Raw genomic sequence first — 25,006 nt, 5'->3', positions numbered from 1 at the left:
GCAGCAGATAAAGGGTGTAGCGGGGTGCGCCCAGACGCTCGGCCATCAGCGGTATCTGGCTGAGGATCATGGCACCGATCATCCAGAAACCACTGATGGCCAGCATCACACTCCAGGCGTGGTGCGCACGCGCCTCACGCAGTGTCTGCCACAGCGCCCGGATGATGTTGAAGGTCAGCCTGAGTCGGGGCGCCGCCGCCGGAACCGGGGGAATCCACAGCGTGGCCACAAAGCCCAGCACGCTGGTGACCAGCGCCGCGCTCATCAGGCCCCACACCTCTCCCCCCAGCAACCAACCCCCTGTGCCCGCCAGCGTGCCCAGCACGATGGCCACGAAAGTTGAGCCACTCCACCAGCTGTTGACCGCCACCAGCGCCTCGCCCCGGAACAGCTCCGGCAGAATGCTGTACTTGACCGGCCCGAACAGGGTGGACTGGGCGCCCATGAGAAACAGCGCCAGCATCAGCATCGGCACGGAAGCCAGCCAGAACCCGAGCACCGCCAGCAACATGATGCCGATCTCCGCCCCCTGGGTGATGCGGATGAGCAGATGGCGCGGATAGCGGTCGGCCAGCTGACCGGCCAGTGGCGAAAAGAGCACATAGGGCAGCACGAACAGCGCCGCCGCCGCGGTGACCCACACGCTGCGGTGCGCCACCGGTACGGAGAATGTGAGCCACATGACCAGCAGGTTCTTGAACAGATTGTCATTGAAAGCGGCGAGAAACTCCGTCCAGAACAGAGACTGGAAGGCACGGCCCCACAGCAGTCCCCTCATGTCAGCGCCTCCGGCCGGTTGCAGTTGGTCAGATCGTGGTCAATTTCCACCCTGCGGGCATCAATGCGAACAAGCCAGTCCATCACCCGGCGCTGACCACCGGCAAGATACGCCTCCAGTTCATCGGCCAGCGAAGTGTGGGCCAGCGCCAGCAGCGGATAGTCACGCCGGGGGCCCTGCAGACAGGCGTATCGATCTTCCGGCCGCAAGGCTACCCGCAGGCGCTCACCCATGTCCAGCGGAAAGTCGGGCATGTCCACCGGCGCCAGCAGCAGCCAGCGGCCCGGAAAACGACGCATGGCGCTCAGCACGCCCCCCAGCGGACCCACATTGCGACATGCGGGCGGATCGGCAAATACTTCGAAGTCTGCCAGCAGCGGATGATCCTCATTAGCGTTGACCGCCAGCTGCCGCACCTGAGGCGCCAGACGGTCGGCCACCTGATGCAGCAGGGGCCGCCCCCGCCAGGGCAGCGCGCCCTTGAACACGCCGCCCATACGCCGCCCCGCGCCCCCGGCAAGAATAATGCCCTGTTCAATCATGTTCTAAAATCCGTCATTCCATGTCCGGTCGGTCTGAATCCGCGCAGCGATTTGTGGAGCTATCCTAGTGGCTGTTGGCATCAGAAGCGGATCAGCACGGCGCATGTCTTCTGACCGCAGGGAGTTTGCGCCGCGCCCGCTTCAAGCCTTACAGCCACTTGATGGCGGAACCATGAGCGAGCAGGTTTCAGTCCGACACAACTGTAAAGGAGGACGATCCATGAAAACCTGGCAGACCACCCTGACCTTCGACAGCCCGCGCCGGGGCACCTTCAACATCACCGAAGAAATCTGCCGCGCCGTGGCGCAAAGCGGTGTGACCACCGGCCTGTGCCATCTGTTCATCCAGCACACCTCCGCCTCGCTGATCATCACCGAAAACGCCGACCCCTCCGTGCGCCGGGATATTGAGTACTGGATGCGGAAAAATGTCCTCGACGGCGATCCCAACTATGAACACAACTACGAGGGGGATGATGACATGAGTGGTCACATCCGCACCCTGCTGACCGAAACCAGCCTGATGGTGCCAGTCACCAGCGGACGGCTCAATCTGGGCACCTGGCAGGGCATCTTTCTCTACGAACACCGCACCGGCCGCTTCCGTCGCAAGGTGGTGGTCACCGTTCAGGGGGAATAGTCAAACCAATCGTCCAGCTTCTGCCACAGTTCCGGCAGGCCGGTCTTCTTCAACGCCGAGAAGGTCTGCGCCGTGGCATGGGGCCACTGCTCCGCCAGTTCCCGACGCACCTTGAGCAGCGTGGACTTGGCCGGCCCCTTCTTAAGCTTGTCCGCCTTGGTGAGCACCACATGCACCGGCAGCTGCATGTCCGAAGTCCAGTCCAGCATGAGCCGGTCCACCTCGGTCAGCGGATGGCGGATGTCCATCAGTACCACCAGCCCTTTCAGGCACTGGCGCTCGGCGATGTATTCGCTCAGGTGCCGCTCCCATTCCCGCCGCATGGCCTCGCCCACCTTCGCGAACCCGTAGCCGGGCAGATCCACCAGCCGGCGTTCACCATCCAGATCGAAGAAATTGATCAGCTGCGTGCGCCCCGGCGTCTTGGACACCCGCGCCAGGGATTTCTGCGAAGTGATGGCGTTGAGCGCGCTGGACTTGCCCGCATTGGACCGGCCGGCAAAGGCCACTTCCCACCCTTCGTCCGGCGGCGCCTGATGGAGGGTGGGCGCGCTCTTGAGAAAACGGGCCTTCTGGTAGAGCGGATGCTGCATGGCTCAAACCTTTTCAATCAAAAGGATTTGCTTCGGGCAAGAGAAGCCTGGCAATTTTGCGTCACCGCCCCGGCTCCCCTATACTTGACCGTTCATTCAACCGGCTGAACACATCATTATGCAGAGAATTTCCCGCTGGCGCGTCTTCTATGACTTTCTCGGTTCGATGAACCTGGCCGTCACCCTGCTGGTGATGCTGGCCATCGCCTCGGTCATCGGCACGGTGGTCAAACAGGGCGAGGCCTTTCCGGATTACGTAATCAAGTTCGGCCCCTTCTGGGCGGAAGTATTCGACAAGCTGGGCATCTTCAACATCTACAGCACCGCCTGGTTTGTCATCGTCATTCTGTTTCTGATCCTCTCCACCAGCGTGTGCGTGGTACGTCATGTGCCAGTCTTTGTCAGGGAGATGCGCAGCTGGGCTGAAAGGCTCTCCGCCCATGCCCTGCAACATCAGCCCAATCATGACACGCTTCAGTGCACTCAGACGCCGCGGGCGAAGACTGTCATCGCCATGCTGCATCAGCAGGGCTTCCGCACCCGGACCCATGACCGCGATGACGGCACGCTGATAACCGCCAGAAAGGGCCAGTGGAACAGGCTGGGCTATTTCCTCACCCATGTGGGCATCATCGTCATTCTCGCCGGCGCGGTGGTGGACTCCAACCTGATGCTCAAGTACCGGGTGCTCACCGGCGAGGCAGAGCCGGAAACCCGCAATGTCAACCTCAACGAGGTCAATCCCAGAGCCATTCTGCCACCGGACAACATTTCCTTCCGCGGTTCGGTCACCATTCCGGAAGGCAAGAAGGCGGATTTCATCTTCCTGCCCTACGACCGGGGCTATTTCGTGCAGAAGCTGCCGTTCACCCTGGCGGTCAAGGACTTCCGCATCGACTACTACGACACCGGCATGCCCAAGTCGTTCAACACCGATCTGGTGCTGATCGACAAGCAGACCGGCGAGAAGATCGAAAAGACCATCTCCGTCAACCACCCGCTCATCTATGGCAACATCGCCATCTACCAGTCCTCCTTCTCCGACGGCGGCAGCCTGCTGAAGGTCAAGGTCTGGCCGCTGTTTGCCCACACCATGAAGCCGGTGGAGCTGGACACCGCCGTCAATCGAACGGAAGTGCTGGAAACCAGTCGCGGCAGATGGCGACTGGAGTTTGACGACTTCAAGCTGTTCAACATCGTGCCCGCAGAGCCGGAAGAGCAGAAGAAGACGGGCAAGAAGACCCACAACAACGGGCCGAAGATCGTCTACAAGGTGCGCAACGACCAGGGTATCGCCTGGGAGTATGAGACCTACATGCAGCCCAACAGACAGCAGGGGCGCTGGTTTTTCATCAGCGGCGTGCGCAAGTCGGTGGCCGAACCCTATCGCTACCTGTTCATTCCGGCGGACGACAAACGCAGCCTGAAGCGCTTCTTCGACTTTCTGCAACTGCTCAATAACGACAAGGCGCGGCTGAAGCTGCTGGCCGGTTTCGTGCGCAACAACCCGGCTTTCAAGGATCTGTCCATCCGTGAGCAGGCCATGCAGATCCAGCTGTGGCAGAACCTGCTGCAGCTGTTCCGCACCGCCGGGTTCAGGGGTATCGACGATTTCATCGCCAAGAACGTACCGGAAAAGGAACGCAAGCAGGCGCGCGAGTTCTATCTGGGGCAGCTGTCCAGTGCCCTGCAGACGCTGTATGTGGAAATGCTCAAGGCACAGGGTCGTATCCAAAGCCGCAAGGATCTGACCGATTTCGACAAACAGTGGTTCGAGGATGCCATCGTAGCCATCAACAGCCTGCCGGCCTATGGCCCGCAACTGTTCCTGCAGCTGGAAAGCTTCCGACAGATTCAGGCCTCTGGCATTCAGGTGACCAAATCGCCGGGCAAGGACATCGTCTATTTCGGCAGCCTGATGCTGACGCTGGGCGTGTTTCTCATGTTCTACCTGCGTTACCAGCGTGTGTGGGTGCTGATTCAGCCGGATGACAGACGCGTGATCATCGCTGCACGGGATGGCAAGAACACGCCCGAAATGGCGCGCACCTTCTCCCGCCTGCGGGATCAGCTGAAATCTCTGTGCGAAAGGGAAGGGCAGCCCGAACAGGCAGGCTGAAGCCGAAATAAAAAACCGCGGCACGAAGGCCGCGGCAACCTGCTTCGGAGGAATGTTTCCCGTCAGCCGAAGACATCCGCCGTAATGTTGTTGAACCAGGAGTGAGCGTACATCTCCTCACGTTTGCGCAGTTCCGGGTCGTACTTGCCGGTCAGGCCACCTGATCCCTTCACCTTGATGATCTTGCCGTTCTCATAGGCATAGACCATGGCCACGGAAATGCCATCGCCTGGCGCGATGATGGAGTAGCAGGTGTTGACCCAGCTGGGCTCCGGCATCTTCTTACCATTGAGCAGGGAGACGATGGCCGCCGCACAGATCTTCGCCTCGGAGTTGGCCGCATAGCCGGACTTGGGCAGCGGCGAGGCGATTGAGGAATCGCCCACCACATGAATGTTCTTCTTCAGGGTGGACTCGAAGGTCATGTGATCGACCGGACACCAGTCTCCTTTGGTCAAACCTGTCTTGAAGGCGATGGCGCCTGCCTTCTGTGGTGGAATGATGTTGAGCACATCCGCCTTGAAAGTGCCAGCCTCAGCATGAACGGTCTTGGTGTCTGGATCAATCTTGATGACCTTGCCACCCTTATCCGCCGGAATCCAGGTGATCATGCTCTTGTCGGTGCCGTAGCCATAGTGGCGCTTCCAGCCGTCCATGAACAGGCCGAACTTGGAGAACTTGTTCTTCGGATCCAGAATGACGATCTTGCAGTTGGGCTTGTGCTCCTTGAAATAGGAGGCAATCTGCGACACCCGCTCGTACGGCCCCGGGGGACAGCGGAACGGATTGGGCGGCGGCACCATCACGAAGGTGCCTCCATCGGGCATGGCTTCCAGTTGCTTGCGCAGCATTTCCGTCTGAGGACCTGCCTTCCAAGCATGGGGAATGCTGCTTTCAGCCACTGCCTTGCTGTAACCGGGAATAGCCTCATACTTGAAATCCACACCGGGCGAAACGACGCAGCGGTCATACTGATAGGTCTTGCCGGAAGCGGTTCTGACTATCTGTCCGGCAGCATCAATGTCAGTGACCGTATCCTGAACTACGCGAATGCCCTTTTTCTTCAGCCCCTCATAATCGAAGCGGATGGAATCCATCTGACGATGGCCGCCGAGTACCTCGTTGCTCATGAAACAGGTGTAGTAGTGGGGGTTGGGCTCGATCAGAGTGACATCGATGGACGGGTCATACTTCTTGATGTATTTGGCCGTGGTGGCACCACCGATACCGCCTCCGACCACCACCACACGCTTCTTGCCGCCATGGTGAGCCGCCAGCGCATGGGAACCGTAGAGCGCTGCACCCACGGCACCGGCGATGCTTGTTTTGATAAAGCCGCGACGATTCATGTTCATGCTCCTTCCTCCTCTTTATTTCTGCTCACTGGCATAGTATTCGAGCACGGCTCTGACGCCATCCATGCCTTCTTTCCTGATCAGCTTGCTGAGCTTCTTCTTCATCTTCTTGTCCACTTCGCTGTGGCCATTGATGAAATCATCCAGCGTGAACTGGAGGTAGGGTTTCCACTGACCAGCCAGCGGCCCGCTAGAATCCGCAACTCGGCCACCTTCCTCATGACACTTCTCACAGTATTTTTCGTGCAGCTTCTTGCCATATTTCGCCTTGACCGGATCGAACTTCTGCGCAGCCGGTCTGTGGGGCAATTTGGCGAAATACTTCGCCATCAGTTCGATCTCCTCATCGGTGTAACCCTTGGCAATTCGCCCCATGATGGTGTTACGGCGCTCGCCTTCCTGAAACATTTTCATCACATCGATGAAATACTCTTCGGGAAGGCCGGCAATGCTGGGTGTGGCCGGGCCGGTGCTCACCCCGTCAGGCCCGTGACAGCCCGCACAGGTATTCGCCAGAATGGCCGCGCGGTCCACACCACCGGCCAGCGCACTGCCTGCGCCCATCACACCCACCGTCAGCATCACCGGCAGGGTCAGTCTCTTGAGTTTCACCATGCTTTTTCTCCTCTCGTTGAGCTCTGCATGTTGCCGCCGCATCATATGCGACGGTTTTCCGCCATCTGGCGGAAATCCAGTCAGTGGTTGGACAATGCCACGGCATCCTCACCGTCGGGTTCTTCCGGCTCCTCATGGGCAATGCCCTTGTGGCAGTCTATGCAGGTTTTGCCCTTTTCCATGGCCACAGGGTGCTTTCTCCGCGCGGTGCGGGACTGCTCATCGAAATCCATCGCCTCGAAGTTGTGGCAGCTGCGACAGGTGGCCGAATCGGACGCCTTCATCTTGGCCCAGACGGCCTGCGCCATGCGCCAGCGGTATTTCTCGTAATGTTCCCGATAGGCTTCTGGATCGTTCTTCACCTCATCAGGTACGGCGAAATCACCTAAAAACTCGTGATAGACGTCCTTGACCGCCAGGATCTTGGCCTTCATCTTGGGGAAGAACTCTTTTGGAACATGGCAGTCTGCACAGGTGGCGCGTACACCCGAGGCATTCCGGTAGTGCACGCTCTCCTTGTATTCCTCGAAATTGATCTGCATGCTGTGGCAGGAGATGCAGAATTCCGTCTCATTGGTCTTGGCCGTCACCAGATTGACCGTGGCCAGTGCACCCACGCCGGCGAGAAAACCGCCCAGACCGTATATGAGCCATTTCTTCCTGTTCATGTGCGTCCGTGCGCTCCCTGTTTTCGCATTGGTCATGACAACGGTTGGGATTTATTGCATAAACTATGTTCTATACAAAATTGTTTAAAAATAGATGAAATAAAAAGATCTTATGCATTCTTCAAGGGATAAAGTTTTTTTGAATGATCTGGATTCTGCCTCATGAGTGGCCATTTCCTGCATGCCGTTACCTCCATGCGCATGGCTGTAACCCTGCTGATCATGGTGGCACTTGCATCGGTCATCGGTACGGTGGTGCCCCAGTCACTGCCTTCGACCGAATACGTCATCCGCTTCGGCCCATTCTGGGCCGACGTCTTCAACCGCCTCGGCGTGTTTGACGTCTATGCCAGCGGCTGGTTTACGACGCTGTTGCTGTTTCTCGTCTTCAGCCTGACGCTGTGCGTCTCCGAACACTTTTCCCAATGGCTGCGCCAGCGTCACAGAGTCGACAAGGCGCCTGCCATGCCGGAAAACGCCCGCCCGTTTTCCTGCTTCATGGACAGACAGACCTTGCAGATGTGGCTTGAAAGCCGTGGATTTCGGGTTCTCGAAACAGAGAATGAGAAGGGCGTGAGCATGTTTGCCCAAAAAGGTTCGCACCGCCGACTGGGCTACTTTCTCCTGCACGGAGGGCTGCTGGTGATTCTGCTGGGCGCATTGATCGACACCAACCCACTGCTCAGACTTAAACTGCTCACGGGGCAGGTCGTGCCCACAACCTTTCAGACACCACCCGAAAAGGCCGATCCACACTCGTACCTGCCGCCCGACAGCGGGGCGTTTCGGGCAAACCTCTCCCTCAGACCGGGAGAGAAAAGCGACCGGGTCTGGCTCGCTACCCCTTCAGGCTACCTGATTCACTTGCTGCCGTTCGTCATCGCAGTGGATGATTTCCATATCGACTACTACGCAAACGGCATGCCCAAGGGCTATACCACCCTCGTCACCCTGTTCAGCCCCGAGGGCGTTCCACTGACCCGGTCGGAAATATCGGTCAACAAGCCTCTACAGTGGCATGGATACACCCTCTATCAGTCCAGCTTCGATGATGGCGGATCACAAGTCTGGTTCACCGCTCGTCAGCCTGGCGGGCTCATGCTGAAAAACTCCCATCTGCGTGTGGGTGAATCTATCAATGTGCTGCTGGGTGGCCAAAACTGGACCCTGACGCTGCTGGATTTTCAACTGCATACGGTCATACATCGTGCCGGAGGGGAAACCATCAACCACGGTCCCCGCATGATCTACCGGATGACGGCGCCTGATGGCCGAAGGATCTGGCTGGAAAACTTTCTCAGACCACGTACCAACAGGCACGGGCAATCTTTTCACATGTTGGGTGTCAGACACTCGCCTTCCGAACCTTTCCGCACCATTGCCCTTCCCCTTCACAAGGGCGATGACCGTCCGTTCTGGACATGGTTGAACCGACTTTCCGGCATCAGCGGAAATGATCAGACCAGTCTGCTGGTCCAGCTGTTCGTGCTGGGAGGATTTGACGAGATTGACCGGTTCGTAAGAAAAAATATTGAAGAAACCGATCGTAAAAACATAAAAAAATTTTATATATCCATACTCTTGGATAAACTCGACACCACACTTAAAGCCATCAACCCGACGGCGGATGCACGCTGGCGCAACGATGCCATCATGGCAGCCGATGCCTTGTTCGCCCATCGAGTGCCACTGTGGCTTCAGATGACCCGCTTTGAACAGCGGCTGGAGACAGGACTGATCGTCGCCCGCTACCCGGGCAAGCCACTGATATGGCTGGGCAGCCTGTTGCTGGTGGCAGGTATCTTCCTGATGCTTTATACACAACCTGTGAAAATTTGGATACACTGGACGGACCTGCCTGACCGGCCTGAAATGAGAATGGTTATCAGATGCGCGAACCCGCGCCAGACGGATTACTGGAGGCAGGCTGTACTGGGGCTATGCAGAGGACCGGAAAATGAACACCATGGAAACCGACATGAATGACATGCGCCAGCAGAGCTGGCTGAAAAGCACCGGCTGGTTCGGCTGGGTGTGGAACCTTCTGGTTGTCTTGGGCGCCATCGCCACGTGGAACCACTACCACACTCTCATGGACAGCTATGAGAAAGCCATCCTTGCGGGGATGGTCCCGACTGTGATCTGGCTGGGCTATTTCTGGCCGAGCCTGCGCACCTATCTGCTGGCGGTGGCGGCCACGACCCTGCTGGGTATCTGGCAGTATGCCGGCCATGGCAACAGCTACGATCTGAACGAAAAGCTGTTCCTGCTCAAATACCTGCTCTCCAGCCAGTCCGCCTTCATGTGGATGAGCGCCTTCTACGTGCTGGCCACGGTCACCTACTTCTTCGCCCTGTTCATCCGCTCCGACTACGCCGGCAAAATCGCCAGCTGGATGACCTGGACAGGTGCCACCTTCGGTCTGACCGGCATGATGATGCGCTGGTACGAGTCCTATCTGATCAACCCGGACTATGGCCACATTCCGGTCAGCAGCCTGTATGAGGTGTTCATCCTCTTTTCCGTCATCACCGCACTGGTGTATCTCTATTTCGAGCAGAAATACCGCACCCGCGCCCTGGGCGGCTTCGTCATGCTGGTAGTCTCCGCTGCGGTCGCCTTTCTGCTGTGGTACACCTTTGACCGTGAGGCCTACCACATTCAGCCGCTGGTGCCGGCACTGAAGAGCTACTGGATGAAACTGCACGTGCCGGCCAATTTCCTCGGCTACGGCGCCTTTGCGCTGGCGGCCATGGTGGGACTGGCCTATCTGGTCACCGACACGCTGGCCCGTCGCAATCCGGAGAGCGCCTTCGTGCGTGCCATGCCGTCGCTGGAGGTGATGGATGATCTCATGTACAAGGCCATCGCCTTCGGTTTTGCCTTCTTCACCATCGCCACCATTCTCGGCGCAGTGTGGGCGGCGGAGGCCTGGGGCGGCTACTGGAGCTGGGACCCGAAGGAGACCTGGGCGCTGATCGTTTGGCTCAACTACGCCGCCTGGCTGCATATCCGCATGAGCAAGGGCTGGCGCGGCCGGCCTATGGCCTGGTGGGCGCTGGTAGGTCTGCTGGTGACCACCTTCGCGTTCCTGGGCGTGAACATGTTCCTCTCCGGCCTGCATTCCTACGGTCAGCTCTGAGGAGGCTTGCAGATGAAACGCAGACACTTTCTTACCCTGACCGGCGCCGGCGCGCTCGTCCTGACATCGCGGGCATGGGCCGATGATCCCTACATGCTGGATGTGGAATATAAAAAGGTGCCGGTGCCCCATCCGGAAAAGAAGGTGGTCACCGAATTCTTCTTCTACGGCTGTCCGCACTGCTGGCATCTGGAACCGAGCATTGAGGCGTGGCTCAAACGCAAGCCAAAGGATGTCACCTTCCGACGCATGCCGGCGGTGCTCAACAGCCCGGCATGGATCTTCTTCGCCCGCGCCTTCTTCACCGCTGAAAACCTCGGCGTTCTGGAACAGTCTCACAAGGCGCTGTTCGACGCCCTGCACCGGGACCGCATGAAACTGTTCACCGTGGAGAAGCTGGCGGCCTGGTACACCCAGTTCGGCGTCAAGCCGGAAGACTATGAAGCCATGTTCAAGTCCTTCAAGGTGGATGCCCAGGTCAAGGAAGCGGCCAAGCTGACCAAGGATTTCGGCATCGATGGCGTACCGGCTGTGGTGGTCAACGGCACCTGGCTGACTGATGTGAGCATGGCCGGCGGCCGCGAGCGCCTGTGGCAGCTGGTGGACTGGCTGGTGCAGCGCTGAGGTCCCTTCCCTTGAAGACCGCCGCCCACCGCCTGGTCGAATGTCTCGTCCACGAAGGGGTGGAGGTCATCTTCGGCATTCCGGGCGAGGAGAACCTGCGCCTGATGGATGCCCTGCTGGACAGTCCCATCCGCTTTGTCACCACACGTCATGAGCAGGGCGCGGCTTTCATGGCCGATGTCTATGGCCGTCTGATGGGCCGGGCCGGCGTCTGCCTGTCCACACTGGGGCCGGGCGCAACCAATCTGGTCACCGGCGTGGCCGATGCCAACATGGACCGGGCGCCGGTCGTGGCCATCGCCGGACAGGCGGCCACCACGCGCATGCACAAAGAATCCCATCAGGTGCTGGATCTGGTCAGCCTGTTCAAGCCGATCACCAAATACAGCACCCAGATTCTCGAACCGGGAACCGTGCCCGAAGTGGTGCGCAAGGCCTTCAAGCAGGCGCAGCAGGAAAAGCCGGGCGCCTGCTTCATCGACTTTCCCGAGAACATTGCCGAAGAGCAGACCGACTGTCCGCCCCTGCCGGTTCGCCGCGAACTGCTGCCGGAAGCCCCTGACGCTCACCTGCAACAGGCGGCCCGGCTGATCGCCGCGGCGGAAAAACCACTCATTCTGGCCGGCAACGGCGTCATCCGCACCGGCGCCCATCAGGCACTGCTGGATCTGTCGCGCACCCTCAACATTCCGGTGGTCAATACCTTCATGGCCAAGGGGGTGGTGCCCTTCTTCGGCAATCCTCTGGCACTGGGCACCGCCGGCCTGCAGGCGGGCGACTACGAGAACTGCGGCTTCAGCCAGGCGGATCTGGTCATCACCGTCGGCTTCGACATGGTGGAATACCACCCCCATCTGTGGAACCCGGGCCACCGGCTGAAGCTGATCCACATTGACACCACCTCGGCGGAAGTGGATCAGAGCTACCTGCCGGAAGTGGAGCTGACCGGCCACATTGCCCGAAATCTGGTGCGTCTGGCCCAGCTGGGCATTCCTCCGCGACAGAGCAACCTGCACAGCCATCTGCGCGAGGCATTGATCGAGGAGGCGCAACGGCTGCGTCACAGCGATGCGTGGCCGCTCAAGCCGCAGAAGATCATCTGGGATCTGCGCACGGCATTTCCCAAGGAGGGCATTGCCGTAGTGGACGTGGGCGCCCACAAGATGTGGATGGCGCGCATGTTCCGGGCCGAGCAGCCCAACACCTGCATCATTTCCAACGGCTTTGCCAGCATGGGCATTGCCCTGCCGGGCGCCATCGCCGCCGCGCTGGTGCATCCCGACCGACCAGTGGTGGCCGTCACCGGCGATGCGGGCTTCATGATGAACGTACAGGAACTGGAAACGGCGGTACGCCTGAATCTCAATCTGGTGGTGCTCATCTGGAACGACCACGGCTACGGACTGATCGAATGGAAGCAGCGGCGCCAGTTCGGGCGCAGCGCCTACACCGCCTTCGACAATCCGGATTTCGTCAAGCTGGCGGAAAGTTTCGGCGCCCGTGGCTGGCGTATCGACGCCGCCGGACAGCTGGCGCCTGTCCTCGAAGCGGCGCTGAACACACCGGGCGTGCATGTGATCGACTGTCCCGTGGACTACAGTGAGAATGATCATCTGGTGAAACTGCTGGGACCGGTGCTGACCGAAGCGGAGGAGTGAGCCATGCTGTATGTGAAGCGCAACGAACAGGGCGAGCTTGCGGATTTCTCCTTTTCGCCCACACCCGGCTATGAGATCGCCAGCCTTGAGGATCCGGCCATCCGCGCCTGGCTGTCCCGACCGGAAAACCAGCCGCTGGTGGACGAAGCGCTGCAGCGCATGGACCTGGAGATGGCCCGGGCGGTGGAGGACCTGATCGAGATGCTGATCGAAAAAGGGGTGATTCTGTTCACCGACCTGCCCGAGGCAGTACAGAACAAGATTCTGTTCAAGCGCAGCATCCGCAGCCTGCGCAGTCAGGAAATGGCGAACCCGTCAGATGAGGAAGAGCTGCTGCTCTGATCAGTCCAGCCAGCGGGTTTTTTCTCGCCAGTCGCTGCGTCGGCTTCGACCGACACAGGCAGGATAGCCGTAGTAGAGCAACGCCACCAGTTTCTCTTTCTTCGGCTCGATGCCGAGCAGCTCATAGGTTTCCACCGCACGGATGACCGGGCCGGTGCTCCACTGCACGCCCACTTCCTGCGCCCACATGGCCAGCTGAAAGTTCTGAATGGCGCAGGCGACGGCCGCTGCATCCTCCTCTCGCTGCAGCGGGTCTTCAGCCAGCTGCTGACCCACCAGCACCATGCCCGGCACGGCCAGAAAACGCTGCAGGGCCTTTTCGTAGGTCTGCCGCCAGGCATCCGTGTCCGGCTCACAGCGCTTGTCCGCCCGCAGGCGGGCGTAGATCTGCGCCAGCACCGCACGGGTTTTCATCCCGGGCACATGGAAGCGCCAGGGTTCGCTCAGCCCGTGGTTGGGTGCCCACACGGCCGCTTCCAGCGCCTGTTCCAGCACCGGCCGGGGCACCGGATCAGGCTTGAAATCATAGACGGTGCGCCGTTCTCTGATGAGCCGGATGAATGCTTCGCCAGTCATGAACAACCCTGTGCATAAACGTGTGTGAAACGGGGACATCCGGCATTTTAGTCAAGCGGCAACAGGTTATGCACATTGATGCACAGCGACTCCACAGGCCCGCCACGGAGGTTATCCCGATGATCACCCACAGCTTAAGCAATTGAAAAACCGTAAAAAACACAAGTTGTCCAGTAAAATAGCCTGAGTAAATCAAAACCAAAACAAGAAATCTATAAAGAAAAGCTATTCAACCATGACCCTGAACGAACTGCGCTACATCGTCGCCGTGGCAGATCACCGGCACTTTCGACGGGCGGCCCAGCACTGCAACATCAGTCAGCCCACTCTGAGCGTGGCCATCAAGAAGCTGGAAGATGAACTGGGCGTGACTCTGTTCGAACGGCGCAAGAACGAGATCATCATCACGCCGACGGGTGAGCGGATCATCGAAGTGGCGCGGGAAATCCTCAGCCGCATCGATCAGATCCGCCAGATCGCCAAGTCGGATCAGGACAGCCTCCACTCCGAGCTGCGCGTGGGGGCCATCTACACCATCGGTCCCTATCTGCTGCCAGCCTTCATCAGTCGACTGCACGAGGCACACCCTTATCTGCCGTTGCTGGTGGAGGAAGACTACACCGCCAACCTTGCCCAGAAATTGAGCACCGGCCTGCTGGACATGGCCATTCTGGCACTGCCGTTTTCAGAACAGGGCATTCGCACGCTGCCGCTGTATGAAGAACCTTTCGTAGCCGCACTGGCCAAGGATCATCCGCTGGCGGGTTCGAAACGCATCACCAAGGAGGATCTGGCCCGCGAGACGGTACTGATTCTGGGCAGTGGCCACTGCTTCCGTGATCAGGTGCTGGAGGCCTATCCCTTTCTGGCGGAATCGGGTCGTCACAGCATGCAGCGCACGCTGGAAGGCAGCTCACTGGAGACGCTGATGTACATGGTGGCCGCAGGGGTGGGCATCACCATTCTGCCCTGCACGGCGGCGGCCAAGGCGATGGATGGCATCGTTGTCAGGCCGCTGGAAGGTCCGGTGCCAAAACGCACCGTGGCGCTGGCCTGGCGTCAGAGCTACCCCCGCCTGAAGGCGCTGGATGTGGTGCAGGCCTGTCTGAAGGAGATCGAACTGTCATGCACGCAACCTTGCGACTGATTACTCTGCTGCTGACTCTGTGGCTGGCTTCATTGCCGGTCCGGGCGGAGGATGACTTCGGCTTGCCTGTGGCGCAGCAGCAGGCTGTGGAGCCGTTCGACCCGAGCGATCCCTATGAGGATTTCAATCGGCGCATGTTCCAGTTCAATCTGGAACTGCACAACACCATCGGCCAGCCGCTGGTGGACGCCTGGCATGCTTTGCCTTCGCCGCTGCGCACCGGCCTGCACAATGTGGTCACCAACCTGACGGTGCCGTGGACGGTGATCAATGATCTGCTCCAGGGCAAGGTGGAAAAGTTCGCCACGGACACCATGCGCTTCGGTCTCAACACGGTGCTGGGACTGGGCGGTCTGCTGGACATTGCCAGCGAGGCGGGCATGGACTACCAGCCGGAGGATCTGGGCCAGACGCTCTATGTCTGGGGCGTGTGGAGGCAGTCGGCCTATCTGGTGCTGCCGGTGCTGGGCCCCTACACGACCCGTGAGCTGGTCGGCCGCAGCGCGGGGCTGGTCTATGATCCGGTGTATGACACGCTGCTCAATGCCGATGCGTACGGACGTCTTGGCACCCGGGCGGTGGAGATTTTCATCGACTACACCGACATTGCCCCGCTGCTGGTGGAGGTGCAGCAGCAGCCGGATCCCTACATCTTCGCCCGGGAAGCGTTTCTGCAGAGCCGTCTGAACGCCCTCTACGATGGCCATCCGCCCCAGCCGGACATTGATGACATTGATCTGGACTAGAGGGCTGCTGGCGCTGCTGCTCGTCGGCTCGAGCGCACTGGCGCAGGCTGCTCAGGCGTGGCTCTATCTGGAAAATGACATTGTCAGCGGCTCGGATGGCCACTACACCGGCGGCATGGAGCTGGGGATCGCTGGAAGCGAAACGTCCTGTTCCGGGCCACTGGCGGGAAAAGGTCGCTGTCTTCTCGCCGGTCAGCTTCGGCTTCTGGCCTTCACTCCCAGGAACACCCGCGTGGAGCGGCCGGTCAATGACTTGCCCTATGCGGGTGTGGCGCTGTGGGACACCATTCTTTTCCATCGACCCGAGGACGCCCGTCATGTGTGGCAGGGGCGTCTGCGTCTGGGCTGGTTGGGGCCGTCCACCCACATTGGCGAGGCGCAGCAGCAGATCCATCGTCTGCTGGGCAACCACATACCCACCGGATGGCGCCATCAGCTCGGAGATCAGCCTGTCTGGGGCGCAGGGCTCGGCGTGGCGGCGCCGCTGATGCGAGGACGTCGGAATGGCTGGGCGCTCAATGGTCATGTGGGGGCGGAGGTGGGCACCCTGTCCCATTATGTGAATGCCTCGCTGCTGCTGCGGCTGGGCGGTGCGGCGCTGTGCACCTTTGATCAGGTGCTGGGTGGCAGTGCCAGCCGGGCGCTGGTGACGGAGCGAGGCTGGCATGTGGATCTGGGACTGCAGCTGGCGTGGATGCCGCACAATCTGCTGGTGGAGGCGGCGCCCGGACTGCGGCAGGTGGACTGGCTGCCACGGGCCATGGTCAATGTGGGTTATGACGGAGGTCGCTGGGCACTGGCCTGGCGGCTGCACGCAGCGCGCTATCCGTCGCTGGAGCGGGAGGAAATCGACAGCTGGGGCGGACTGGCCCTTTCTGTGCGGCTGTAGGGGGTGCCCTCGGCTAAAATGTCCCGATCATCACAATGGACGCTATTGAAGATCATGCTGCTGAAACACCGATTCCTCAATCTGTTCGCCCTGCTGCTGGTGCTGGGCCTGCCCTTTGCTGCCATTGCCGCGGAAATGAGCGGCCATCATATCGACCTGACCCACCACTGGGTGGGCTATGCCGCCCTGATCATCTTCGCCGTGGCCTATCTGGTGGTGATGCTGGAGGAGGTGCTGCACCTGCGAAAATCCAAGCCGGTGATTCTGGCCGCGGGGCTGATCTGGGCGCTGATCGCCTGGGTCTACAACCAGCACGGCATGGGGCATGCGGCCGAGCAGGCGCTGCGCCACAACATTCTGGAGTATGCCGAGCTGTTTCTGTTCCTGCTGGCGGCGATGACCTACATCAACGCCATGGACGAGCGCAATGTGTTCAACGCCCTGCGCGGCTGGCTGGTGCAGAAGGGGTTCACCTACCGGCAGCTGTTCTGGATCACCGGTTTTCTGGCCTTTTTCATCTCGCCTGTGGCGGACAACCTGACCACGGCGCTGCTGATGGGGGCGGTCATTCTGGCGGTGGGCAAGGATTCGCCCCGCTTCGTGGCGCTGGCGTTCATCAATCTGGTGGTGGCGGCCAATGCCGGCGGCGCTTTCAGTCCCTTCGGAGACATCACCACCCTGATGGTGTGGCAGAAGGGCGTGGTGCAGTTCAACGAGTTCTTCGATCTGTTCGTGCCCTCGCTGGTCAATTTCGTGGTGCCGGCGGCCATCATGCACTGGGCCATTCCCCGTTCCAACCCGAAGAAACTGGATGAGAAGATCGAGCTCAAGCGCGGGGCGCTCACCGTGGTGGCGCTGTTCTTCGTCACCATCGCCATGGCGGTCTCCTTCCACAACTACCTGAGCCTGCCGCCTGTGCTGGGCATGATGACCGGCATGTCGTTTCTGATGTTCTTCGGCTACTACCTCAAGAAGACCGGCGAGAAGGAGGTGGTGGAGTGCGTCAGCACCGATGGATCCACCACCGAGGTGGTGCATCCGGTCACCTTCGACATCTTCAACAAGATCGCCCGGGCGGAGTGGGACACGCTGCTGTTCTTCTTCGGCGTGATCGTGGCCGTGGGCGGTCTGGGTTTCATCGGCTATCTGGACAGCGTCTCCCATCTGCTCTACGAGCAGTGGGGCGCCACCTGGGCCAATGTGAGCATCGGCGTGCTTTCCTCCATCGTGGACAACATTCCGGTGATGTTCGCGGTGCTGACCATGATGCCCGACATGAGTCACGGCCAGTGGCTGCTGGTGACCCTCACCGCCGGTGTGGGCGGCTCGCTGCTGTCCATCGGCTCGGCCGCTGGGGTGGCGCTGATGGGGCAGTCCAAGGGCATGTACACCTTCATGTCCCATCTCAAATGGACGCCGGTGGTGGCGCTGGGCTACGCCGCCAGCATCCTGACCCATCTGTGGCTCAACGCCGATCTGTTCCACCTGCCGGTGGGTGGCTGAGCGGCGCCGGGAACGGGGTCTCCCCTGATTTTGCCAGGTGCCGTTTCGAGCGCCTGGCGCACGCCCGCACTTTTTCCCTTCTCTGACCGGTTTTCGGCCATTTTTCCGGCTTCTGGACGGGGTCTCCCCCATTTTTGCAGGACGGCGTGCAGGCCGGGTTTTTCTGCACCGGAAAAATGCCGGTAGAATGGCCGAAACTGACCATATGGAGCAGAAGATCATGCAATTTACCGCCGCATTGCGTCACAACGCCCGCCGGCTGATGCTGCTGGGCGCGGGAGAACTGGGCAAGGAGGTGGCCATCGAGGCGCAGCGCCTCGGACTGGAGGTGATTGCCGTGGACCGCTACGAAGGCGCGCCGGCGCAGCAGGTGGCCCATCGCGCTCATGTGATTGACATGCGCGACGAGCAGGCGGTGCTGGAGGTGATCCGCCGTGAGCGGCCGGACTGGATCCTGCCGGAGATCGAGGCGATCAGCATTGAGGCGCTGTTTTCCGCCGAGCGGGAGGGCTTTACCGTCATTCCCAACGCCGAGGCGGTCAACAAGACCATGAACCGGCGCAATATCCGTCAGTTCGCCGCCGAGGAGCTGGGTCTGAAGACGGGCGCATACCGGTTCGTCAATTCGCTGGAAGGTCTGCAGGAAGCGGCAGAGGCGCTGGGCTGGCCGTGCGTGGTCAAGCCGGTGATGAGCAGCTCCGGCCATGGTCAGAGTGTGGTGCATGGACCGGAAGAGGTGGCGGCGGCCTGGCACTTCGCTCAGGAGGACGCGCGCGGGGACGCCAGCGAGCTGATCGTGGAGGCGTTCATCGACTTTGACTATGAGATCACGCTGCTGACGGCGCGCAATGGCCGTGAGACGATCTTCTGCCCGCCCATCGGCCATGTGCAGCAGGATGGGGACTACATTCTCAGCTGGCAGCCCCATGACATGAAGCCGGAGGTGCTGGCCGAGGCGCAGCGCATGGCGCGGGCCATCACCGACGGGCTGGGAGGTCGGGGCATCTTCGGCGTGGAGCTGTTCGTCAAGGGGGGTGAGGTGTTCTTCAGCGAGGTGAGTCCCCGACCCCATGACACCGGCATGGTGACCCTGATCACCCAGAGCCAGAGCGAGTTCGCCCTGCATGTGCGCGCCGTGCTGGGGCTGCCGCTGGACTTCACCTTCCATGGTCCGGGCGCTTCGGCCGCCTACAAGGCCTCCGGTCACAGCGCCGCGCCAGTGCTGGAGGTGCCGGAGTCAGCCTTTGGCGCGGACAGCTTTGTGCGCCTGTTCGGCAAACCGGTCAGCCATCCGGGCCGGCGGCTGGCCGTGGCGCTGGCGCTGGGCGAGAATGTGGAGCAGGCGAAGGAGAAGGCGCAGGCCATCGTGCGCGCCATGGCTGACCAGTAGAGAAAACCGAACAGCCACAGGGGGATGTACCGGCTGAAGCGGTCAATGGCTGGAATATTGATCAATGTGTTGATCGGTTCTGGCCGGCTGTTGATCAGCGCATTGATCAGTGGGCGGCGTCCCAGTTGGGGCCGAGGCCGGCGTCGGCCACCAGCGGGACCCGCAGGCTCATGGCGCTTTCCATGATCGCCTTGATGCGCTGGACGGTGTCGCTCTCCAGCGTGATGGCCTGCGGTACTTCGAACACCAGTTCGTCGTGTACCTGCAGGATCATGCGCACGTCCGGATGGTCGGCGCACCAGGCGTCCACCCGGATCATGGCGGTCTTGATGATGTCCGCCGCGGTGCCCTGCAGCGGGGCGTTGATGGCGGCGCGTTCGGCATACTGGCGCACCTGCGGATTGCGGCTGTGGATGTCGGGCAGGTGCAGACGCCGGCCGGCGAGGGTTTCCACATAGCCCTTTTCCCGCGCCTGCTGGCGGATTTCGTCCATGTAGCGGCGCACGCCGGGATAGCGTTCGAAGTAGCGGTCGATGTAGGCCTGCGCCTGCTTGCGGTCGATGTCCAGCTGGCGCGCCAGCCCAAAGGCGCTCATGCCGTAGATGAGGCCGAAATTGACCGTCTTGGCGTGGCGGCGCATGTCCGGGGTCACTTCATCAAGCGGCACGCCGAAGATTTCCGCCGCGGTGGCCCGGTGAATGTCCAGCCCCTGTTCGAAGGCGCGGATGAGGTTCTCGTCACCGGAGAAATGGGCCATGATGCGCAGTTCGATCTGGGAGTAGTCCAGCGCCAGAATCTGAAAGCCCTCGGGGGCGGTGAAAGCCTGGCGGATGCGCCGGCCCAGTTCGGTGCGCACCGGGATGTTCTGCAGGTTGGGGTCGGTGCTGGAGAGCCGACCGGTGGCGGTGACCGCCTGCTGGAAGGTGGTGTGCACCCGCCCTGTCTCCGGATTGACCTGTCGGGGCAGGGCATCGGCGTAGGTGGACTTGAGTTTGGCCAGCGAGCGGTATTCGAGGATGATCGCCGGCAGTTCGTGGCCCTGTTCCGCCAGTTCCTGCAGCACGCTCTCGGCGGTGGAGGGCTGGCCCTTGGGGGTTTTTTTCAGCACCGGCAGGCCGAGGCGCTCGAACAGAATCTCTTGCAGCTGCTTGGGGGAGTTGAGGTTGAACACGTCGCCGGCCAGCTTAAAGGCCTTGTCCTCCAGCTGCCGGAGCTGTTCTGCCAGCTCTTCGGAAAACGCCTTGAGCAGCTCGGTGTCGATGAGTACGCCACGGTGCTCCATGCGCGCCAGCACCGGCTCCAGCGGGATTTCGATGTCCTGATAGACGTGGCGCAGCTTGTCGTCCGCTTCAAGCTTCGGCCACAGCATCCGGTGCAGCGCCAGCACCAACTGGGCGTCTTCGGCGGCGTAGGGCGCGGCCTTCTCCAGCGGCACCTGGGCGAAGTTGAGCTGCTTTCTGCCCTTGCCGGCCACATCGGAATAGTGGGTGGTTCGGTGGCCCAGGTATTTGAGCGCCAGATCGTCCAGATTGTGCCGTTCGGTGCTGTCGAGCACATAGCTCTGCAGCATGGTGTCGTGGCTGATGGGGGAAAGCGTGATGCCGGCGCGGCGGAGCACATGCCAGTCGTACTTGAGATTCTGGCCCGCCTTGGGGTGTTTTTCGCTTTCCAGCAGGGGACGGAGCTTTTCCAGCACCTCATCAGCGGGCAGTTGTTCGGGCGCGCCTTCATAGTCGTGGCGCAGGGGCAGGTAGGCTGCCTTGATATCGTCTTCCCCGGCCACGGCGAAGCTGACGCCGACGATCTCCGCCCGCATGGCGTCCAGCGCGGTGGTTTCCGTGTCGATGGCGAACTGCTCGGCCTGCTTCAGCTTTTCCAGCCAGGTGTCGAAGGTGTCCCAGTCGAGAATGACCGGTACCTGCTGGCGGGTGGACGTTTTTACTTCGGCCGTTTCACCAGTGTCTTCTCCGTGCCCGAACAGAGGCTGGCCGGAAAGTTTGCGTCTGAGCCAGCTGTTGAATTCATAACGGCGCGCCAGCTCGATCAGTTTTTCGTCATCTTCCGGCTGGCGGGTCAGGTCGCTCCAGCGCACCGGCAGCTCTACGTCAGTGCGGATGCGGGTCAGTTCCCGTGAAAGTCTGAGCTGGTCAAGATGGGCGCGCAGGTTGTCGCCGATCTTGCCCTTGATCTCGTCGGCATGGGCGATGAGATTGTCCAGATCGCCATACTGGGCCAGCCACTTGGCCGCCGTCTTGGGGCCCACCTTGGGCACACCCGGAATATTGTCGGAGCTGTCGCCCATCAGTGCCAGATAGTCCACGATCTGCTCCGGCGCCACGCCGTATTTGTCGATCACCGCCTGCCGGTCGTAGAGCTGGTCCTTCATGGTGTCGATGAGCGTGATGTGGTCATCCACCAGCTGGGCCATGTCCTTGTCGCCGGTGGAGACGAGCACCCGGGCGCCGTCCTTTTCCGCCTGTTTCGCCAGGGTGCCGATGACATCATCCGCCTCCACCCCGTCGATGACCAGCACAGGAATGCCCAGCGCGCGGATGAATTCATGCAGCGGTTCGATTTGCTGGGCCAGCTCCTCCGGCATGGGCGGGCGGTTGGCCTTGTAGGCTTCGAACATCTCGTGACGGAAGTTCTTGCCACGTGCGTCGAACACCACGGCGATGCGCTCGGGCTGCCAGGTGTCCAGCAGCTTGCCGATCATGTTGAGCACGCCGTACAGGGCGCCGGTTGGCGTGCCGTCCGAGGTGGTCAGCGGCGGCAGGGCGTGATAGGCGCGGAACAGATAGCTGGAGCCATCGACGAGGACGAGATCGGGTCGGGCGGGTGTGCTCATGGACAATTCGGGTCGGAAATGGAGGTGAATTCATTCTACACCGTGATTAGAATGGCGGCAGAGGGGGTGAAATTCATGCGCAGAACAACCCTTTACATCCTGCTTGCCGTGGCGGGGGTAGTCGGTGTCACGCTGATCGGTCTCAATCTGCTGCTGTCCACGGCACCGGCGCCCGACAGGCTGGGCGATCTGCCGGTCAGCGTGCCGCTGTTTGCCACGCTGATGGTGGTCACGGCCGCGCTTGCCGTGCTGGCGGTGCTCAGGCTCACCCGGCGGGAGATTCCCCAGTGGGACACCGCTGACCGCCTGCATGACTACCGGGTGGCGCTCTACACCTGGCGATTCGCCCAGTCGCTGGGGCTGGATGCGCAGACCTGCCGCCACTATGCCGTGGGCGCCTTCCTCCACGATGTGGGCACGGTGATGATCCCCACCGCCATTCTGGTGCGCAAGGGGCCGCTGACGGACGAGGAATTCCGGCTGGTACGCCAGCATGTGCGCTTCGGCACGGCGCTGCTGGAGAAGATTGGCCTGCCGGCGCCGGTGATGGAGATTCCCCGTTATCATCACGAACACTTCGACGGCAGCGGCTATCTGGAAGGGCTGGCCGGAGAATCCATTCCCCTGGGAGCACGCCTGTTCGCGCTGGTGGATGTGTTTGACGTGCTGGTGACCGACCGGCCCTACAAGTCCGCCATGCCGCTGGTGAAGGCCAAGGCGGTCATCCGCGAGGAGGCGGGCCGCCAGTTCGACCCGGCGCTGTGCGAGCACTTTCTCGCCCATGTGAACGACTGGTATGCCGAGATCGGCACGCTGGACAGCACAGGCTTGCGCGAGAAAGTGCGCCACACGGTGGACGATCTGTTCGAGCTGAGCGCGCAACTCAAGTAAAATTGCCGCCATGTCCGTCTACACCACCATCGACCGGCCGACGCTGGAGGCCTTTCTCGAACGCTACGACGTCGGCGCGCTGCGTCAGTTCGAGGGCATCAGCGAAGGGATCGAGAACACCAACTACTTTGTCGACACCGACCGTGGCCGGTATGTGCTCACCATCTTCGAGCAGCACACCTTTGAGGAACTGCCCTATTTCCTCGACATCATGGCCTTCATGGCCGAGCATGCCATTCCCACCGCCCATCCCGTTGCTCTCCGTGAGGGAGGATATCTGACCGAACTGTGCGGCAAGCCGGCGGCGCTGGTGCAGCGGCTCAACGGCCGCGGCGTGGCGCAGCCCAGCGTAGGCCAGTGCGCCGTGATGGGCGAGACGCTGGCGCGTTTTCATCTGGCCGGGCGGGAATTTGACGGCTACCGCCCCAATGACCGGGACCTGAACTGGGCCCGGAACACTTTTTCAGAAATCGAATCCCTGCTGGATGAGGACACGCGCACGCTGCTGGAAGATGAGCTGGCCTTTCAGGCACGGCAGGACTGGGCCCATCTGCCCCAGGGCGTCATCCATGCCGATCTGTTCACCGACAACGCCCTGTTCGATGGCGAGCGGCTGGCCGGCATCATCGACCTCTACTACGCCTGCAACGGGCCGTGGCTGTATGACCTGGCGGTGATGGTCAACGACTGGGCGCGCACGCCCGACAACGACTATGACCCGCAGCGGGTGGAAGCCATGCTGCGGGCCTATCAGGCCGTGCGGCCCCTGACCGATCTGGAACGACAGGAATGGCCGGCGGCCCAGCGCATGGCGGCGCTGCGTTTCTGGCTTTCCCGCCTCAAGGACAAGCTGCTGCCCCGCGAGGGCGAGCTGACCACCATCAAGGACCCGGACGTCTTCCGAGACGTGCTGCTGCATCACCGGGCCACGCCTCTGCCATTGCCATGACTCACTTGACACCGCAACAGGCGGCGGATGCGCTGCGCACGGGCGGCATCGTCGCCACCCCTACCGAAGGTGTGATGGGGCTGAGTTGCGATCCCTTCGATCAGACCGCTGTCGGCCGGCTGCTGGCCCTGAAGGGGCGGCCGGTGGAAAAGGGGCTGATTCTGGTGGCCGCCGGCCTGGATCAGCTGGACGGTCTGATCGACTGGTCCGCCCTGCCGGGCGAGAGACGTTCGCACATCGAGGCGGACTGGCCGGGGCCGGTTACCTGGACGCTGCCGGCCACCCCGAAGGTGCCCGTGTGGATTCGGGGACGCTTTCCCACCGTGGCGGTGCGTGTCAGCGCCCATTCCGTCATGCAGGCACTGTGCCGCGCCTTTGGCGGACCGGTGGTCTCCACCAGCGCCAACATAAGCGGCCAGCCGCCGGCGCTCAGCTGTGAGCAGGCCATCGGCAGCTTCGGCGAGGCCCTGGCCGGTTGCGTGAAAGGGGCGCTGGGCGGCCATGCCGGCCCCACGCCCATCTATGATGGGCTGACCGGCACGCCGCTGCGCTGAATTCAGGCGTTTTCGCCGCCTTCCTTTTCTCCGCCGTGGGCACCGGCCAGATACTGGTCGAAGAGATAGAGCGCCTCGCCGCTGTCCTGACCGGTGTAGCCGAGCACCTTCGCCTTGTCCAGCACGGTCATGAACAGGGCCTCTTCCTCATGCTGCTCGGCGATGAACCACTGGATGAAATTGAAGGTCTGATAATCCTTCTCGGCGAAACTCTGTTCGGCGATGTTCTTGATCAGTCGGGTGACCCGCTTTTCGTGTTCATAGGCGGCCTGGATCACATCCATCAGGCTGGAGAACTCCGCCTGCGGCGCCGGCAGTTCGCCCAGCCGCACGGACTGGCCGGTTTCGATCAGATAGTCGAAGATGCGGTCCCGATGGCCTTCCTCTTCCTGACTGTGGGTGCGGAAGAACTTCGCCGCGCCGTCCAGCCCCTTTTC

At 61.2% G+C, this 25,006-nt stretch carries 24 protein-coding genes; 15 read left to right on the top strand and 9 right to left on the bottom strand.

Annotated elements, in window-relative coordinates:
- Together F8K16_RS08240 and mobA are read right to left on the bottom strand one after the other, a co-directional pair.
- Positions 1 to 778: MFS transporter (locus tag F8K16_RS08240; protein ID WP_294949269.1), on the bottom strand; the 778-nt coding region annotated here is incomplete at its 3' end.
- Complete coding sequence (mobA, locus tag F8K16_RS08235; RefSeq protein WP_294949267.1) at positions 775 to 1,320, bottom strand: molybdenum cofactor guanylyltransferase MobA; 546 nt, start codon at positions 1,318 to 1,320, stop codon at positions 775 to 777. The genes mobA and F8K16_RS08240, both read right to left, overlap by 4 nt.
- 220 nt (positions 1,321 to 1,540) lie before the next feature.
- Between mobA and F8K16_RS08230 the strand changes: the two genes are divergently transcribed.
- A complete protein-coding gene (locus F8K16_RS08230) occupies positions 1,541 to 1,960 on the top strand; it encodes a secondary thiamine-phosphate synthase enzyme YjbQ (protein ID WP_294949264.1) in 420 nt (139 codons plus the stop codon).
- On the opposite strand, the gene yihA is transcribed toward F8K16_RS08230, so the two are convergent.
- On the bottom strand, positions 1,948 to 2,553 hold the full coding sequence (gene yihA, locus F8K16_RS08225) for a ribosome biogenesis GTP-binding protein YihA/YsxC (protein ID WP_294949262.1): 606 nt from the start codon (positions 2,551 to 2,553) through the stop codon (positions 1,948 to 1,950). The two genes, F8K16_RS08230 and yihA, sit on opposite strands and share 13 nt — an antisense overlap.
- A 118-nt stretch (positions 2,554 to 2,671) precedes the next feature.
- Between yihA and F8K16_RS08220 the strand changes: the two genes are divergently transcribed.
- Positions 2,672 to 4,672, top strand: a complete 2,001-nt coding sequence (locus F8K16_RS08220; protein WP_294949258.1) for a cytochrome c biogenesis protein ResB — start codon at positions 2,672 to 2,674, stop codon at positions 4,670 to 4,672.
- 62 nt (positions 4,673 to 4,734) lie between these two features.
- On the opposite strand, the gene F8K16_RS08215 is transcribed toward F8K16_RS08220, so the two are convergent.
- From F8K16_RS08215 to F8K16_RS08205, 3 genes are all read right to left on the bottom strand, one after another.
- Positions 4,735 to 6,027, bottom strand: a complete 1,293-nt coding sequence (locus F8K16_RS08215) for an NAD(P)/FAD-dependent oxidoreductase (RefSeq protein ID WP_294949255.1) — start codon at positions 6,025 to 6,027, stop codon at positions 4,735 to 4,737.
- Between the two features lie 15 nt (positions 6,028 to 6,042).
- Positions 6,043 to 6,642: a c-type cytochrome gene (locus F8K16_RS08210; RefSeq protein ID WP_294949253.1), complete on the bottom strand. Its 600-nt coding sequence runs from the start codon at positions 6,640 to 6,642 to the stop codon at positions 6,043 to 6,045.
- An 80-nt stretch (positions 6,643 to 6,722) separates the two neighbouring features.
- Complete coding sequence (locus tag F8K16_RS08205; protein ID WP_294949250.1) at positions 6,723 to 7,310, bottom strand: NapC/NirT family cytochrome c; 588 nt, start codon at positions 7,308 to 7,310, stop codon at positions 6,723 to 6,725.
- A 162-nt stretch (positions 7,311 to 7,472) separates the two neighbouring features.
- Here F8K16_RS08205 and F8K16_RS08200 point away from each other — a divergent pair, with 162 nt between their 5' ends.
- Genes F8K16_RS08200 through F8K16_RS08180 form a run of 5 tightly spaced genes read left to right on the top strand, consistent with a single transcriptional unit; the run spans position 7,473 to position 13,076 of the window.
- Positions 7,473 to 9,296, top strand: coding sequence for a cytochrome c biogenesis protein ResB (locus F8K16_RS08200; RefSeq protein WP_294949247.1), 1,824 nt, complete (start codon positions 7,473 to 7,475; stop codon positions 9,294 to 9,296).
- Positions 9,268 to 10,452, top strand: a complete 1,185-nt coding sequence (ccsB, locus tag F8K16_RS08195; protein ID WP_294949244.1) for a c-type cytochrome biogenesis protein CcsB — start codon at positions 9,268 to 9,270, stop codon at positions 10,450 to 10,452. The genes F8K16_RS08200 and ccsB overlap by 29 nt, the downstream gene beginning before the upstream one ends.
- A gap of 12 nt (positions 10,453 to 10,464) precedes the next feature.
- Complete coding sequence (locus F8K16_RS08190; RefSeq protein ID WP_294949241.1) at positions 10,465 to 11,076, top strand: thiol:disulfide interchange protein DsbA/DsbL; 612 nt, start codon at positions 10,465 to 10,467, stop codon at positions 11,074 to 11,076.
- Positions 11,077 to 11,087: 11 nt separating this feature from the next.
- Positions 11,088 to 12,734: an acetolactate synthase large subunit gene (locus F8K16_RS08185; protein ID WP_294949238.1), complete on the top strand. Its 1,647-nt coding sequence runs from the start codon at positions 11,088 to 11,090 to the stop codon at positions 12,732 to 12,734.
- Between the two features lie 3 nt (positions 12,735 to 12,737).
- The gene (locus F8K16_RS08180) at positions 12,738 to 13,076 is read left to right on the top strand and encodes a hypothetical protein (RefSeq protein WP_294949235.1); all 339 of its coding nucleotides are present in this window, start codon (positions 12,738 to 12,740) and stop codon (positions 13,074 to 13,076) included.
- Here the strand turns inward: F8K16_RS08180 and F8K16_RS08175 are convergent, their stop codons facing one another.
- Positions 13,077 to 13,652 carry a nitroreductase gene (locus F8K16_RS08175; RefSeq protein WP_294949233.1) on the bottom strand — a complete coding sequence of 192 codons (576 nt, stop codon included), beginning with the start codon at positions 13,650 to 13,652 and terminating at the stop codon, positions 13,077 to 13,079.
- Positions 13,653 to 13,887: 235 nt separating this feature from the next.
- Here F8K16_RS08175 and F8K16_RS08170 point away from each other — a divergent pair, with 235 nt between their 5' ends.
- The 5 genes from F8K16_RS08170 to purT all read left to right on the top strand — a co-directional run bounded on the left by F8K16_RS08170 (position 13,888) and on the right by purT (position 19,327).
- A complete protein-coding gene (locus F8K16_RS08170; protein WP_294949230.1) occupies positions 13,888 to 14,799 on the top strand; it encodes a hydrogen peroxide-inducible genes activator in 912 nt (303 codons plus the stop codon).
- The gene (locus tag F8K16_RS08165; RefSeq protein WP_294949226.1) at positions 14,778 to 15,545 is read left to right on the top strand and encodes a VacJ family lipoprotein; all 768 of its coding nucleotides are present in this window, start codon (positions 14,778 to 14,780) and stop codon (positions 15,543 to 15,545) included. The genes F8K16_RS08170 and F8K16_RS08165 overlap by 22 nt, the downstream gene beginning before the upstream one ends.
- The gene (locus tag F8K16_RS08160; protein WP_294949223.1) at positions 15,526 to 16,434 is read left to right on the top strand and encodes a lipid A-modifier LpxR family protein; all 909 of its coding nucleotides are present in this window, start codon (positions 15,526 to 15,528) and stop codon (positions 16,432 to 16,434) included. The genes F8K16_RS08165 and F8K16_RS08160 overlap by 20 nt, the downstream gene beginning before the upstream one ends.
- Before the next feature lie 135 nt (positions 16,435 to 16,569).
- Positions 16,570 to 17,937, top strand: a complete 1,368-nt coding sequence (gene nhaD / locus F8K16_RS08155) for a sodium:proton antiporter NhaD (RefSeq protein ID WP_294949271.1) — start codon at positions 16,570 to 16,572, stop codon at positions 17,935 to 17,937.
- 220 nt (positions 17,938 to 18,157) lie between these two features.
- A complete protein-coding gene (purT, locus tag F8K16_RS08150; protein ID WP_294949220.1) occupies positions 18,158 to 19,327 on the top strand; it encodes a formate-dependent phosphoribosylglycinamide formyltransferase in 1,170 nt (389 codons plus the stop codon).
- 106 nt (positions 19,328 to 19,433) lie between these two features.
- Here purT and polA read toward each other — a convergent pair whose 3' ends face one another.
- Positions 19,434 to 22,175 (bottom strand): DNA polymerase I, encoded by a 2,742-nt coding sequence (polA, locus tag F8K16_RS08145; protein ID WP_294949218.1) that lies wholly within the window; start codon positions 22,173 to 22,175, stop codon positions 19,434 to 19,436.
- A 75-nt stretch (positions 22,176 to 22,250) separates the two neighbouring features.
- Here polA and F8K16_RS08140 point away from each other — a divergent pair, with 75 nt between their 5' ends.
- From F8K16_RS08140 to F8K16_RS08130, 3 genes are read left to right on the top strand one after another with little or no spacing between them, the layout of a single operon-like run.
- Positions 22,251 to 23,066 (top strand): HD domain-containing phosphohydrolase, encoded by an 816-nt coding sequence (locus F8K16_RS08140; RefSeq protein ID WP_294949216.1) that lies wholly within the window; start codon positions 22,251 to 22,253, stop codon positions 23,064 to 23,066.
- A gap of 10 nt (positions 23,067 to 23,076) precedes the next feature.
- On the top strand, positions 23,077 to 24,015 hold the full coding sequence (locus F8K16_RS08135) for a homoserine kinase (RefSeq protein ID WP_294949213.1): 939 nt from the start codon (positions 23,077 to 23,079) through the stop codon (positions 24,013 to 24,015).
- Positions 24,012 to 24,569: a Sua5/YciO/YrdC/YwlC family protein gene (locus tag F8K16_RS08130; RefSeq protein WP_294949210.1), complete on the top strand. Its 558-nt coding sequence runs from the start codon at positions 24,012 to 24,014 to the stop codon at positions 24,567 to 24,569. Before F8K16_RS08135 ends, F8K16_RS08130 begins: the two co-directional genes overlap by 4 nt.
- Before the next feature lie 2 nt (positions 24,570 to 24,571).
- Here F8K16_RS08130 and F8K16_RS08125 read toward each other — a convergent pair.
- The coding region (locus F8K16_RS08125) for a ferritin (protein WP_294949207.1) at positions 24,572 to 25,006 on the bottom strand (435 nt) is incomplete at its 5' end.

It is taken from the genome of Sulfurivirga sp. (genome assembly GCF_015490265.1).
Classification (GTDB): domain Bacteria; phylum Pseudomonadota; class Gammaproteobacteria; order Thiomicrospirales; family Thiomicrospiraceae; genus Sulfurivirga.
The sequence above is the reverse complement of the archived record's forward strand: the minus strand, read 5'-3'. Positions and strand labels throughout refer to the sequence as shown.